Genomic DNA, 14,975 nt, shown 5'->3' on the forward strand with positions numbered 1-14,975 from the left:
CCTTTCTTTATACCAGCAAAAAGCTGATAAGGGGTATGGTCACCAGGGACAGCACCGTACTTAGGAAGACGCAGGAAGAAGCAAATCCTGCATTCCCGTCATATTTTTCCGCAAGCATAACCGTTGTGCTGCCGGCAGGCATAGCCGAGAGCAATACAATGACTCCCGTTACCAGATTATCTATCGGAAAAAGCTTTAAGATGCCAAGAACAGCAAGGGGAATACCAATAAGCCGGATTACCGAAAAATAAAAAAGCTCCTTGTTTAGAATTTCCTTTATCCTGATTTCTGCCAGAATTGATCCTATTACTATCATAGAGACTGCCGTATTACAGCTGCCGATACCCGTAAGAGCCTTTAAGAAAAAGGCCGGAAGCTTTACCTGGGTTAACATCAGGACAAAGCCAGCTGCTACCGCTATGATACAGGGATGGGTAAGAAGCTTCTTTGCCGTGGATTTCCCGTCTGTTTTCGTAAAGAGCTTAAGTCCCGAGGACCACATGGCAAACCGTAAGGGAATCAGAGCAACAGAGGCAAAAAGAAGCCCCTGGCTGCCAAATACAGATTCTGCAATTGGATTTCCAAGAAAGCCCGCATTGGAACATATCACTCCGTAACGAAGCACTGCCTGCCTGTCCCTGTCCGTCCTTTGAAAGAGAACCTTGCTTAACAGTACATAAAGGATTTGTGCCACAAGGGCTATGATTAATACCGCAGCACAGTTTTTCAGTATGCTGTAGGACCACTTTATCAGAAAGGAATTGACGATATTGCAGGGGAGTATGATTCCAATAATGAAATCCGTGAATTTCTTCCGGTTTTGGTTCGTTATAATTCCTTTCTTATTCGCATAAATTCCTGCCGCTATAAATAAAAACAGTGTTCCCTGCAATTCAAACATCTCTTTTTCCCATTCCTCTCCTGTCTTAAGACCGCCTTTTTCCGAATTCACTCTTTGCTTTGGAACTCATAACGGTAATAATTCATTACTGCCGATATTCCCTTATTTTCTTCAAAGCTGTCTTTTAATTTGTTTACCGGATAGGAAACAGGCCTTCCTTTAAGTACCTCTGATATGCCAAGGGCCGACTGGTAAGCCATCCTCTCCAAGGCTTCTGCCGTAAAGGCAGCAGTATGGGGAGTTACAATCACATGTTCCATATGTAACAGCGGATTGTCAGGCTTTGGCAGATTTCCTTCAAATACATCCAGAGCTGCTCCCATAATCCGGTGGTCCTTCAACACCCGGATCAGCGCTTCCTCGTCAATGATTTCCCCCCGCCCGGTATTGATTAGAAATGCCTCCGGTTTCATTAAAGAAAGTTCCTTCTCTCCGATAATATGCCTGGTGGAAGGACTTCCCGGCAGATGCAGGGATAAGAAATCCGCAGAAGAAATTACCTCCTCCATATTATCCGTAAGAAGGGCATAATCAACCTTTTTCGTTCCCCGTATCTTACGGCTGTAGCCAATGACATTCATATTCAGTCCGAAGGAAGCCATCTTTGCTACTTGTGTTCCGATGTTGCCCATCCCGATAATACCGAGGGTCTTGCCGGTCACGTCACTGCCATAAAGCTTTCTGACCTCCATATTTCCGCTCTTTAAGCCGTTATTATAATGGATTGCCCTCTTTGCCAGCATCAGGATAAGTCCGATGGCATATTCCGCAACGGACCTCTGGTTGGATTGTGCCGCATTTGTCACCTGTATGCCAAGCTTTGCGGCAGCCTCCACATCAATGCAGTCAACACCTACACCGTGCATGGATACAACCTTTAGCTTCTTGCAGGCTTGTAAGACCCGCCCGGTAATATTACCGTTTCGTGTCAGGATACCGTCACAGTCGGCGCCTTCCTCTATCAGGATATCCTCCGTTATGCCGGAGCCCATCCTGATTTCATAGCCCTGCTCCTTTAAGAAGTCAATTCCCTTCTTATCAATAGGCTCTGTAATCAAAATTTTATAACCCATGCAGCACCTCCGTTGATTTTAGTATAGTGAAAGTATAAAAGCAGGGATATTTTCTGACAATAATCACTGTGTACCCTTTTTTTATGTATCAATGGACACTTTGTCCATTTCAAATAGCAGCCGATATATTTATTATGGATGCATGCTAATAACATGGCACACAGAAAATGCAGGAAGGTATGGTGATTGTATGAGCCTGACAGTGAAAAGTATTGTTGAAAACCAACTGTTAAAGGGAGTAAGAATAGTGGCTGGCTTCTTAGGAGAGGCCGCACCCATCACATGGGTAAATGTTATGGAAATACTGGACTCTCCTAATTCCATACAGCGGGGGGAGCTTCTTGTGACCACCGGTTATAAGCTGGATAGCCAGGAAATGTTTTCTGATCTGATTTCCATTCTGAAAAAGAACGGTGTCAGCGGCATTGCCATTCAGACAGGCTGTTATCTTGACAAAATCCCCTCCTATATTCTGGAGGAATCCGATGCACTGGGCTTTCCCGTCCTTGAGATTCCGCAAAACTATACTTTTTCTGAAATCCTTAGGGTGCTTATCCAGAAAATCAACGCCGAAAAATCTGAACCGGAGCTTACTGACGAATCTTCCCGCTCCATGTTCTTATTTATCCATGACACCCTAAGCCAGCATGCCATCCGGCTGTTTGAGGAGGATACCGCAAAGGCCGCTTACCTTTTCTACATCCGCCCCATCAATCAGTACGCTGTAAATGAGTCTACCGCCCAGAGCTGCTTAAACCGGATTAAGTCCTACCTGTCAGACCAGGCAGAAACCTGTGCCTACAAAACGAATAAAAACGGAACGGCCTATTTTCTTATGATTTTTGAAGATGAGGGCAAATATCTCTCCATGATTTATGATTTCAGCATTGTGCTGACCTTTTTATCCGAGCAGCAGGGTATGAATTATTATGTGGGCATTGACCGGATCAAGTCCACAGATTCCTTATATCTTTCCTTCGAACACGTAACGGACTGCACGGACCTGCTGCAAAGCATCCATGCCAAGAGGGGGGTATGCTCCTATGATAATATGACCTTTATCAAGATGTTTGGCGTCCTTCACCAGAACGAGCACTCCTTCGTATCGGACAATCAGGCACTCCAGATTCTTTTGAACTACGACCGGATTAACCATACCAATTATGTGCAGACCTTACGGTTCTATCTGGCGGATAACTGCAATATATCAAGAGCGGCAAACAGGCTCTATATTCATAGGCATACCCTGCAAAAGCGCCTGGATAAAATTTATAACCTCTGCGGTATTAACCCCGACGATTACTATGCCAGACTGTATATGTCCATCTCTCTTTTATTTCACGATTATTTTGCCTTCTGACAGTCGCAGGTGGACAGAATGTACACGTTTTTTGCTAAAGTGATTACTTTTCTTAGAATTCCTTTAAAGAACTTTACAGCAAAACCACTGATATGCTATCGTTATCTAAAAATTGATCTTGGAAAGGGGCAGCTTATGAAAATAAAAGGCGGTTATACCAATTACGGACAGTTTATCGGCATTCTTATGATGGATACCGTATTCCCAAGACTCCCCGGGGATATGGGAAATGCCAGAACCTATAAGGTTCCTGTAAAGTATTATACGGTAAGAAATGTGTCAGCAGAAAAGCTTAATGCCTCCAATGCAGAAAAGGTTCTGTTAGAGCCCTTTATCCAGGCGGCAAGGGAATTGGAAAAAGAGGGATGCCTGGCAATTACCACAAGCTGCAGCTTCCTGACCGGCTTTCAAAGACAGCTTGCAGATGCCGTCCATATTCCGGTGTTTACCAACACCCTCCTTCTTGCCCCTTTTATTCATTCCATGCTAAACAGCAGCCTTAAAATCGGTATTTTTACAGAAAGAGCAGATTTGATACACGATGATTATTTTCTCCAGCTTGGCTGGTCCGGTAAGGATATTCCCGTGTGCATCAGCGGCATGAAGAAGGCCTCTCCTTTTACCAAACTCTTTATCGATGATAATGTGGAGGGAGATTTGGAGGTTTTAGAGGATTGTATCAGAGAACTTACCCTCCGGCACATGGAAGAAAATCCCGATACCGGTGCCATTATTCTGGAATGCACCAACTTCGCCCCCTTTACCAACCTGATACAGACCCTATCCGGTGTACCGGTTTTTGGAATCAACCAGCTATTGGAATATATTGATTCCTGTATATTGGCACCTAAGTACTATTAATTTCTTATGGTTTTTCCAGAATAACTATTGCCGTGTTTAAGTCAAAAACTCACAAAGAAAAGGCTCTGCTCTTATGCAAAGCCTTTTCTTTATTCTATAAGCTTATTTTAAAGCTTCTCTGTTCTTCTGGATAAAAGAGGGGTTATTGGCAGCTATCTCTGGAAATCAATCCATACATTGCTCCAATAAGCTAAATCCGGAACTTCAAAGCGTACTGCAAAGCCGCGTTCCGTTTTCATTGTATCATAGGGCAGCTCCATTGCTTTTCCCTGGTAAAAATCCGGTGATATAAAATATACTCCCCGTACCGGTTTATCAACTTGAACCTGAAAAAGAAGGTTTTCCTGCTTTTTCGGGTCATCCTTCCCTGTATTCCATTCGCTTTCCTTATTGCCGCAAAGATTGATCATACTTATTAACTTCCGATTTTCCTTCTCCCTTACTGTTATCCAAATCCGGTCCGCTTTCCCGTCAACGCTCCATTTTTCATGAAAGCACTTATATTCCGTGTTATCCCAGCCGATGTGGGTCATACTGACATCAGAAAGCTCTGTGTCAAAGAAAAGTTCCATGTACTGTACAATAAAATCATAGTAATCTCTTAATTTTCTTCCCGCAGATTCCTCTATCACAGAATAATCCACATAATATCCCTGGGTCAGAATACCGTTTTCCTCTCCTACTAAAAGATGATAGGCGCCGTTTACCGTAATTGCGGCTGTCAGCAGATAAGCTGCATTAGCAGCCCGTTCCATGGAATCTGTCCGAAAAGGCGCAAGGTAAGCTGCCAGAATTACCGGTTTTTGCCCTTTACAGGCTCTTTTAGCATCCAGGATAATCTGTTTTATATGGCTGTATTCACAAAAAGGCTCCCAAACTTCAATATATACGGCATCCTGGGATGCTTCGGCAACTCCCTCTACCGGCCAGTTACCTACATTATTAAAGATAAGATGATTATCATCCGTTATCTGATTCAGTCTTTGTCTGGCTGCTTCAATGAGAGCCGGATATTCCTCCTTAAGCTTAACGAGGGTCTTTTTATCGTAACAGAAGGCTGTTTTTGGAAAGCCATAAGTATCCATGTGTATGCCGTCGAATCCGATTTCCGTGACAGCCTTTGCATACTCCGAAAGAAGATGTTCCCTCCAGCCGCATTTTTCTGCAACATTCATAATATAAAAGGTATCAATAAATACAAGGGGATCCCCTGCACTGGTGTAAAGCGCATTTTCAGGATGCTTTTTATAATATTCCCCGGAAGCAGCATAGACGGCACCATAACCCAGACTCTTCATACCATATGACCTGCAGGCGTCAATTTTCTTTTTTACCGTTTCTATATCAACCTCCCGGCCCATCATATCACGGTATTTCGTATCCTCTGATACCAAATTGTCATGCCGGTAGGACCAGTCATAGTATTGTACCATGTTAATATGAAATTTGCGGAGATTATCAACATCCTTTTGCTCCGCACCATCCTTTGTGTCAAAATCACTTAAAAAACCATAGCGTATTGCCCTCTTGCAATCATCTACCACATCAAAAGCCGTATGGAACCGGCAATTTTTATTTTCTGCATCTGTTACTGTTAAGTATACTCCATAGCCGCCGAACTCTGTGTCAGCACCCTCTAAAAGAATCTCATTCAATCCCTGTTCCAATTCCACGCTCTGCTGGTATATTACCTTATTAAGGCTCATTACCTGTATCTCTGCCTGTATTTCTTGCGGCCGGTTATTTTCCGTCTCCACTATCAGTTTTATCTTTTCTTTTGTTTTATATTGTGCCTTTTCCGGATAGATGTCTAATATCATTTTAACCTACTCCTTTCGTGAATATCTATTCTGTGATTGGATATTCATTCATTCGCAGTTGAAAGCTTGCGGTTTCTTAGCCTTTTAACGCACCCTCTGTCAGCCCTCTGATCAGATTTTTTTGAAAGAGAAGGAAAGCAAGAATTACCGGTACAATTGCAATAACAGCCGTTGCCGCCATCAGATTCCACTTTGCTCCCGCAAATTGCTGGAAATATACTGATAAAGCCTGTGGTACATTATGTTTTTTGCTGTCCTGAAGGAAAAATACTGCCTGGGAATAATTGTTCCATATTCCAAATCCATTTAAAATAATAATTGCCGAAGCTGCCGGCTTTAAGAGCGGAAACACAATTCTCCAAAAGGAAGAAAACCATGAGCAGCCATCTATAATAGCCGACTCCTCCAGTTCCCTTGGGAGGGATTTTATAAAGCCGTGAAATACAAAGGTGGATTGCGGTATTGCCAGCGCCGCGCAAACCAGAGCCATTCCCCACAGGGTATTTACGGCATGAAGTTTTATCATCAAAGTATACAAAGGAACCGTGTTTATAATTCCCGGTATCATCATACAGCTTATAAAAACAGCAAAAATCAGTGTATTAAACCGGTATTTGAACCGGGCTATCGTATAGGCTGCCATGGAGCACAAAAGCACAATGATGATGAGTGCCAAAGCTGTGATAAAAGCAGAATTAATCATTGCACTGCCAATATTGGATTTCACCCAGCCTTCTGCAAAATTCTTAAGGTAAAAATCCGGAATAAACATATTCCCTTCATAAAAAACTCTTTGCGGAGAATTAAGCGACAATATTATAAGCACCAAAAAGGGAATGAGGCAAAGGAGGCATATAAAAATCACGCAAAGATAGATTGAAACTTTTGATAATTTTCTCATAATAAACTCCTTTCCTATTCCATTGGCTTTGCTTTTGTCAAACGCATGGAAACCAAAACAGGTATTAGTATAATAAAGAACATGATGAGCGCTACTGCTGTTGAGTAACCTGTTTTACTGCCATAACACATACGCATTATATAGATACTTAAGGATTCCGTCTTATAACCCGGACCTCCTCCGGTTAAAGACATAATAATATCGAACACCGATAACGAACCAATTATATTGGTAACAACATTAATCCGAATAGAAGGGATTAACAACGGAAGTGTAACATAGCGGAATCTTTTGGGAGCTGTGGCTCCATCCATCCTTGCTGCCTCATAAAGCTCTAAGGGTACCGCCTGAAGTCCTGCCAGGTAAATCACCATAGTCATACCTGCATACTGCCAGACATTGACCAACACCAGTACCAGCATAGAATTTGCATAACTGGCAGTCCAATTGCCAAACCAAGCACCCCTTCCCAAATTATCAAGAAAATGAAAGACGAAACCTCTCCCCGGCTGCAATAATAAATACCAGATATATCCCATAATTAAAGGACTGATAACTGCCGGGAGGTATATAAGCATTCTGGCAATTCCTTTCCCCTTTATCTTACTGTCCATTAAAAGTGCATAACCAAGTCCGACAATATTCAGCAATGGGGCACTTCCCATCGCAAAGATCAGAGTAGTCCTTATATCATTGACAGCTCTCTTATCCTTAAAGAACTGAATAAAATTATCAAGACCAACAAAATGCGCTTTTGTGATTCCGTCCCAGTCTGTAAGGCTCATTCCGATTCCTTTCGCCAGTGGGTACAGAAAAAATATCGAATACAGAATAAATGCCGGGATCGCCATAAATGTATGCAGACCAATTCTCTTTTCTTTCATAAATTCTCCGTTCTTCTGCATAGCGGCAGCTTATTTTCACTTTTTATTTATGCAGTATCGCAAGCTTACCTGCGATACTGCAGTATTTATTTAAAGTTAAAAAATTTTACATTTTATTTGCACAGTGTTTATTTCATGCCTGCATCCCAGGCCTCTTCAAATGCCTTTGCAAAATCCGCTGCCGAATAGCCTCCGGCAAGCAATTCCTGAACCATGCGGCCTGCGTCATCTCCGGAGAAACCGGCAGGTTTTTCATTGGTAAATCCGATGTGTACCGCGCTGTTTAAAGCATTATTTACTTCTGTCACAATACCCTCTGACGCCCAGCTTGCATTAACATCCGTAAAGGCACTGGGAGATTTTAAGGCTTCGCTGTACTTTTTCTGGTTCTCTGCTTTGTATAGAAAATTTAAAAATTCGATTGCTTCATCCTTATATTTTGTAGTGGATGAAATAGAATAGCCGGAATCCTCTGCACTTAAAATAACAGGCTTTGAGCCTTCCATATATGCGGGATAGGGAGCAAATCCAATATTGCTTTCCATGTCCGGATTGGCTTCCAGAATACTGGACAGGCACCACATACCATTACTGAACATAGCAGCCTTTCCATTGGCAAAATCCTGGATACAGTTATCGCTGGTAGCAGTAAGAACATCAGAATTAATCAATCCCTTTGCCTGCATATCTAAAAGATTTCCTGCGAAAGTTGCTAATGCACCATCCGGAGCTCCGAAATTCAGCTTAGACTTATCATTGTCTAAGAAAGCCTTTTTCGCCTCTACGGTACCATAAGTGGCTTTGATATATCCCTGGGGAATAAATTCAATCAGATGTCCCAGATGCCAGGCTTCATTCCCAAAGATAAAGAAAGGTGTAACATCCGGCTTTTTCTCTTTAATTGTTTCCAGGTTGGCCATAAAGTCATTCCAGTTAGAAGCAACCTCCAATCCAAGCTCTTTGAATATTTCCTTGTTATAAAAGATGCCCGCCATTGTCATGTTGGTGCATATCCGGTATTGCTTTCCGGAGTCAACATCCGTGCACATATCCTTCATGGCAGGGGTCAGACGGCTCCACCACTGGGATTGATCCGATAAATCAAGATATTTGTCTTCATCGGCAAAACCCTGTTCATAGGTAGTCATAATATCCGGTACCTGGTCAGCGGCAAACTTGATTTTAATAATGTTACTGGCATCTTTTTGATATTCCTGCTCTACCGTAATCCTGTCCTGGGACGCATTAAAATCATTAATAATTTCATTCATTACGTCAATGGTCTCAATTTTACCGGTAAAGAATTTCAGGTTAACATGTTCCTTTTTTGTATCTGCCGCCGTGGGGTCTTCCGCTTTCGCTTCTTTTGTCGTCCCCTCTGTAGTACCCTGTGTGTCATCTTTTTTTGAAGTACTGCAGCCGGCAAGCAAGCCTATTATCAATACCAGGCTTAACATGATTGATAAAAGTTTCTTTCGTTTCATAACTATTACCTCCTCCTTTTGATAAATTAAGTCTATCACCCGGCCTCCGTTGTATAAATACCGAATTCTTTGGGTTTAAGTTCTAGTTTATTGGATACGCTAATCTTCTCTTGTACAGCCTGATGCAGGCTAGTATAATGTAACTGCAAAGGTAAAAACGTTCTTTTATAAAGAGGTGAACCAACCATGAAAAAATTTCATTTAGTTACCTACAGGGACTGGAGCTTTAAGAAGAAACTGCTTGTTATAATCTCCGCTCTCCTTACGGCCATTGTCATATTCATCTCCTTCTTTAGTTATATCCTGTATTCCGATAATTTCACCAGACAAACTGTTAATCAGACACAGGAAATTATAGAACAAGTTGCAATTAATGTAGACACTTATTTAGATGAATTATTCCGCCTTAACCTCTCTCCTTATTATAATGATACGATTATGGAGGAGCTGGAGGATGAATATAATACCCACAGTTTTGATTTGTACCGCAAGAGAAGCATTGAGAATTTTCTGGCTTCTGTTATGATTCTTCCAAGAAGTGAGATTCTTAGGGTATATATTTTAACCGATAATTATCTCTATTCTTATACAAGAACTCCTTACGACATGGGAGATTACAATAATTACAAAGATACGGACTGGTATAAGCAGGCAATTAAATCCTCCACTCCGGTATTTGTTCCCAACCACCCGGAAAAAATATACGGAGACAAACCTACGCGGATTTTCTCCATTGCCCAGAGAATCCGCAGTAAAGAAGATAATTCCAAGGTTCTGGCCGTTATAAAAGTAGATGCCAATTATTCCGGCATTAAGACCATCTGTGATAAGGTACAGCTAAAAGAAAAGGGCTCACTTTTCATCCTGGATGCCAATAAAAATATTGTTTACGAAAACAATAAGCTGGAGCAGAAAGATTTAATTGATAACCTTAATTTTTCCGAATATAAAAATGACGGCAGCTATCCTCAAACAATAGATTCTAAAAAGTATCTCATTAACGTTGCAACATTAAAAACAACAGGATTTAAGGTAATTGCTGTCAACTCCTATGAGGAGCTTACAAGAACTGCACGGATGATTCGAAATCTGATTATCCTGCTTGCTTTTATCTGCCTTCTGCTTGCTGTCATGGCTTTATTTTTATTTGTTCAGCGCTTTTTAAAGCCTTTATTTAAAATAGTCCATTTGATGAAGCAGGTACAAGAGGGTAACTTAAGCGTCCAGGTTGAAATAGAAAACAACGATGAAATCGGGTATCTGGCGGATTCCTTTAACCACATGATTCGGCAGATTAGAGAAATACTTGACAGGAATACGCAGCTCGTGAAAGAGATATACGAATCCAGGTATCTGCAAAAGGAAGCTCAATATAATATTCTTTGCAGCCAGATTAAGCCTCATTTTTTGTACAATACCCTAAATACCATCAGCCTTTTAATCAAATGCAGGGACTATAACGGAGCAATTCTTAGCATCGAAAAGTTATCCTTCTTTTTACGGGGAATTATGAATACGGACAAGATTATTCCCTTGTCGGCGGAACTTGATATTGTAGATTCCTATCTCGGAATCCAGCAGGCACGGTTTGGGGACAATCTAAGTTACCTGATTGACATTTCCGGGCAATTTAAAACCTTCATGCTTCCGGCACTAACCCTGCAGCCCATTGTAGAAAATGCTGTTATTCACGGATGCGAGGAAAAGCGCGGAAAGTCATTTATTCATATTTACAGCACTTCCGATGCGGATTGTCTTAGAATACATGTCACGGATAATGGGGCTGGAATAGAAGAAAATACGTTAAAAGAACTGCTCCAAAAGTTATCCCCTGAATATATGTCCAAAGAAGAGGTAAAAGAAAATACATCCCTGCCGGAAAGTATCGGATTAATAAACGTAAACAAAAGAATAAAGCTAAAATACGGGGAAGAATACGGACTGGATATTGTTTCTTTCCCACTGGAAGGGACACATGTTACAATTAATCTGCCATATCCTGAAAAATAAAAACTGGGAGGTGCTATTATGTACCGGACACTCGTTGTGGACGACGAACAGCTGATGAGGCAGTATCTTAGCACTACCCTGTCCTTAATTGACCAGGACTTTCGTGTTACAGGTATTGCCTGTGATGGCTTTGAAGCCGTTGAATTACTGAAAAGGCAGACCTTTGATTTGGTAATCACCGATATCAAAATGCCGGGAATGGATGGATTAAACCTGGCTAACTATATCTTTGATGCCTCTCTTAAGACCAAAGTGATTATTATATCCGGTTATAATGAATTTGAATACGCACAACTGGCAATTCGGTACGGCGTTTCCGATTACCTTTTAAAACCCCTTAGTGATGATGCAATGGCGGCAACACTTGGAAAAATCAAAAAGCTTCTCTGCACGGAGCATACGGCTCAAAGCCTGGCTGTTTCCATGGATGATTTCAGAAAGTATAATGATACTGAAATGAAAGCCGCATTTTTGTCAGCCATTATTAATAATGCTTCAAGTACCATTCAATCTCTTTATAACCTGCTGCAGGAGAGGAAAATCCTCTTCACAGAGCAGTATTCATCCGTTCTGTTACTGCGCATGGATGAGCTTCATTTACTTTTGCAGGAAAAGCAAACCCTGGAGAATACTTCTTACCTGCTGGAATTTATAAAATGCTGTACCCGGTTCTGCAGTACGAACCAGTACACTGCCGTCAGTGATGAAAAGGGAAATATGCTCATACTTCTTACCGCAGTATCCGAAGAAAAAATAGCTCTGGCGGCGGAATCTGTTTATAGGGATTTCTGTCAGCATTATTGGCCAAATGAAAGCATTAAAATCAATGCTTCCTATGGCTATATAGTGAAGGATCTGCTGCGCCTGGCAGACTCCTATACTTCCGCTTTGGAAAGCCTGGCCTTAACATTAAGAAATGTGCATTCGCCCATTACCTCCAATTATTATATCAGCCAGAAAAATTTTCTGAATGAACTGAAAACAATATGTGCATCCCTTTCAAATGATTATATATCAAAAAACGAAACGAAAATAATGACTGATTTGTCCATTTATCTTACGCTATTTCAGGATGAGATTAACGTTGCTTCTGTTTTAAAGTACGGCACCTACTTAATCCGTTATTTAATCAAAGAATGCAATATCAAAACAGAGTATATCCATCCGGCCTTCCAGGAATTAACGGTTGGTATAGACCGTACTATCCAAACCGGCAATCTAAGCAAGGATACCGTATTGATGCTCTTTTTTAAGATACTTAAGGTTTTGGATCATGAAGAAAGCCTGATGCACATACCGGAAACAACAAGTATCGTAGCACAGGCAAAGGAGTATATCTGCACCCATTACAAGGAGCCGATCAGTCTTGCCATGGTTGCCGACAGCTTAAATGTAACACCCAGTTATCTTAGTGACTTATTCCATAAAAACATCGGCGAGCCATATACAAAATTCCTGACCAGAATCCGGATGGAGCAGGCTCTCCTTATCCTGCGCAGCAATCCAAACGAAAAGATTTATAAAATAGCTGAAAAAACCGGATTTGTAAGTTCAAAACACTTTAATGCCGTTTTCAAAAAATACTATGGATTTACTCCGACAGAATATATCAGCAACAACCTGTTATGACCGGATATATACGGCAAAAAAGCTGCCCCATATCCTGGGGCAGCTTTTACTATTCCTTAAGCTGCATTAATCTCTATCATCATCGCATCGCGGTAATTCCGTTCAAAAATCTGCAAGATGCCATCCACCACCTTATGGCAAAGCTCAACGATATAGTCACAGTCTACTTTTATTTTCTTAGCTACCTTCAAATACTCTTCGTGCATCTTTTTGATAAATTTCAAAATCTCATCTACTGTGTCAAAAAGAAAGTTCTTTTCACGGTCCTTTACTGCCTCTTCACTTTTAACATAGCTTCTTAAAGCAGTTATCAGTTTCTTTTCATAACCGCAGTGTTCCTTAATATTTCCTGTAAAGATATTATTATGAGGATAAGTAAAATAATCAGCCAAGTAATGTGTGACTACCCCCAGATGTCTGCTGAAATACCTGTCTATACCTCTGTCCGTATCATAATTATCGGTTATCTTGATTATCTCCTTTTTCAGTATATCAAAGGTTTCTTCAATAGTATGTCTTCTGGTAATAAAGGATGGAATACAATCCGGCAGGATACTGCCGATATAAAATGCTTTTTTGTGATGGATAAGTCCATCATTCTTCATGCTGTTCAATAAATAACCTGATAAAGAAATATGCGATTTTTTCCTCATTTATGTCTCCTGTTTGAAAATTGACAAATAGCTCTTAGGTATTTACTACCTTAAGTGATTGTACACCGGAATTTCATTTTGTACAATAGATATATTGACTTTTAACAAAATCTTAACGGTATTGAAAAAAATAGTCTTATTTGACTAACTTTTTAGAAGCAACACCCAGACATTTCGTGTTTTCGGCATAATCCTTACCTGTTAAATTACTCCAAACATCCTGTACTTGATAACCATGTTCCTTCATTAATTGCAGAATATCTTGCTTAGAGTAATAATGATCACTTAAATTATACGCAGAGACTTCACCACCACTATCAATAACGGTATATTGGTTAAGAAATACATTTTCTTCTTCATAGTGAAAAGTCTGCTCAAGAACAAGATGCGGGTACGGCCTCCAAAATCCTGCTTCGCTCACATACCAATTACGCATAGATTGCTGTTCCCAATTGAATCTTGTAAATACATCAAATACAAATATCCCATCCGGTTTCAGAGCTTTCTGTATCTTTTGCAGTAATAAGTCGCGTCTGCAATCAGAAAGCGCACCAAAATCACAGTAAATCAGGAAAATGGCATCAAACTCACAGGAATAATCCATTGTAAGATAGTCCTGATATATATACTGAATGTTTAAACAATTAGTTTCCGCATACTTTTTAGCATAACTTATAGAATTTCTTGAATAATCCATCCCTACCACATCAAGTCCATGCCTGGAGAACCTGGTACAGTAAAGACCGGGGCCACAGCCCAAATCTAATATCTTAGCATTTTCTTTTAAATCAAGATATTTAACCATCCATTCTACGATTTGGTCAATTGTTTTATGATTATAACTTGCTGCATCCCAGGCAGGGTTTAAATGAGCTTCAAGCATTTGCTGTGAAATATGAGGGTCATCCCAGAATGGTTCTTCATTAGCAGCATATAAATCCGGCTTCTTCTGGGAGTTTAACAACAACTCCATATTTATGTTATCGTTTAAAATAAGATTCTTATTTCTTTTCATCATAATTAATTCCTCCAATATTTATTAACAAAATAAAAGCATAATAATTCAGCATAAAATAAAAACCGTAGATTTACTCTACGGCTTAAATTTCTGGATGAACTCACCTGTGAGTAATCTTAAAATCATAAGTAATTGAGTACTAAAAACAAGACTGTTTATAAAAACAGCGTATTCTTTTCTCAATTATTTAACTAAATGATTTTAAAATTACTTTTCCGTGTACACTTGTTATAATTCTAAAGCGTACCGGACAGCATTCCACCCTTCTATACTAAATTACTATGCTTATTCTGTTGAGCTTTATTTTATAAAGTATTCATAATTTTGTCAATACCTTGCATCGGTCCAGGTGTTTTTATTGACATTTCCTATATTTTCATG

12 protein-coding genes are annotated in these 14,975 nt (G+C 40.4%); 4 read left to right on the plus strand and 8 right to left on the minus strand.

Annotated elements, in window-relative coordinates; genetic code table 11:
- Window positions 1-7: 7 nt before the first annotated feature.
- Window positions 8-952 carry an AEC family transporter gene (locus BUF11_RS06755; RefSeq protein WP_242952339.1) on the minus strand — a complete coding sequence of 315 codons (945 nt, stop codon included), beginning with the start codon at window positions 950-952 and terminating at the stop codon, window positions 8-10.
- Window positions 949-1,974, minus strand: a complete 1,026-nt coding sequence (locus BUF11_RS06760) for a hydroxyacid dehydrogenase (protein ID WP_073588087.1) — start codon at window positions 1,972-1,974, stop codon at window positions 949-951. Before BUF11_RS06760 ends, BUF11_RS06755 begins: the two co-directional genes overlap by 4 nt.
- 190 nt (window positions 1,975-2,164) lie before the next feature.
- Here BUF11_RS06760 and BUF11_RS06765 point away from each other — a divergent pair, with 190 nt between their 5' ends.
- Together BUF11_RS06765 and BUF11_RS06770 are read left to right on the plus strand one after the other, a co-directional pair.
- On the plus strand, window positions 2,165-3,334 hold the full coding sequence (locus BUF11_RS06765; protein WP_073588088.1) for a PucR family transcriptional regulator: 1,170 nt from the start codon (window positions 2,165-2,167) through the stop codon (window positions 3,332-3,334).
- 18 nt (window positions 3,335-3,352) lie between these two features.
- Complete coding sequence (locus BUF11_RS06770) at window positions 3,353-4,195, plus strand: aspartate/glutamate racemase family protein (RefSeq protein WP_084558525.1); 843 nt, start codon at window positions 3,353-3,355, stop codon at window positions 4,193-4,195.
- Window positions 4,196-4,347: 152 nt separating this feature from the next.
- Here the strand turns inward: BUF11_RS06770 and BUF11_RS06775 are convergent, their stop codons facing one another.
- The 4 genes from BUF11_RS06775 to BUF11_RS06790 form a co-directional block, all read right to left on the minus strand.
- A complete protein-coding gene (locus BUF11_RS06775; protein WP_073588089.1) occupies window positions 4,348-6,015 on the minus strand; it encodes a glycoside hydrolase family 66 protein in 1,668 nt (555 codons plus the stop codon).
- 76 nt (window positions 6,016-6,091) lie between these two features.
- Window positions 6,092-6,787, minus strand: coding sequence for a carbohydrate ABC transporter permease (locus BUF11_RS06780; protein ID WP_242952340.1), 696 nt, complete (start codon window positions 6,785-6,787; stop codon window positions 6,092-6,094).
- 143 nt (window positions 6,788-6,930) lie between these two features.
- Window positions 6,931-7,800, minus strand: coding sequence for a carbohydrate ABC transporter permease (locus tag BUF11_RS06785; RefSeq protein WP_073588091.1), 870 nt, complete (start codon window positions 7,798-7,800; stop codon window positions 6,931-6,933).
- A 128-nt stretch (window positions 7,801-7,928) separates the two neighbouring features.
- Window positions 7,929-9,284, minus strand: coding sequence for an ABC transporter substrate-binding protein (locus BUF11_RS06790; protein ID WP_073588092.1), 1,356 nt, complete (start codon window positions 9,282-9,284; stop codon window positions 7,929-7,931).
- Between the two features lie 186 nt (window positions 9,285-9,470).
- Between BUF11_RS06790 and BUF11_RS06795 the strand changes: the two genes are divergently transcribed.
- Window positions 9,471-11,294: a sensor histidine kinase gene (locus BUF11_RS06795; RefSeq protein WP_073588093.1), complete on the plus strand. Its 1,824-nt coding sequence runs from the start codon at window positions 9,471-9,473 to the stop codon at window positions 11,292-11,294.
- Between the two features lie 18 nt (window positions 11,295-11,312).
- A complete protein-coding gene (locus BUF11_RS06800) occupies window positions 11,313-12,923 on the plus strand; it encodes a response regulator transcription factor (protein WP_073588094.1) in 1,611 nt (536 codons plus the stop codon).
- A 56-nt stretch (window positions 12,924-12,979) separates the two neighbouring features.
- On the opposite strand, the gene BUF11_RS06805 is transcribed toward BUF11_RS06800, so the two are convergent.
- Window positions 12,980-13,576, minus strand: coding sequence for a zinc dependent phospholipase C family protein (locus BUF11_RS06805; protein ID WP_073588095.1), 597 nt, complete (start codon window positions 13,574-13,576; stop codon window positions 12,980-12,982).
- A gap of 136 nt (window positions 13,577-13,712) precedes the next feature.
- The gene (locus BUF11_RS06810) at window positions 13,713-14,594 is read right to left on the minus strand and encodes a class I SAM-dependent methyltransferase (RefSeq protein WP_084558526.1); all 882 of its coding nucleotides are present in this window, start codon (window positions 14,592-14,594) and stop codon (window positions 13,713-13,715) included.
- Window positions 14,595-14,975: the final 381 nt, after the last annotated feature.

The sequence above is a fragment of the Anaerocolumna xylanovorans DSM 12503 genome (assembly GCF_900143645.1).
Classification (GTDB): domain Bacteria; phylum Bacillota; class Clostridia; order Lachnospirales; family Lachnospiraceae; genus Anaerocolumna; species Anaerocolumna xylanovorans.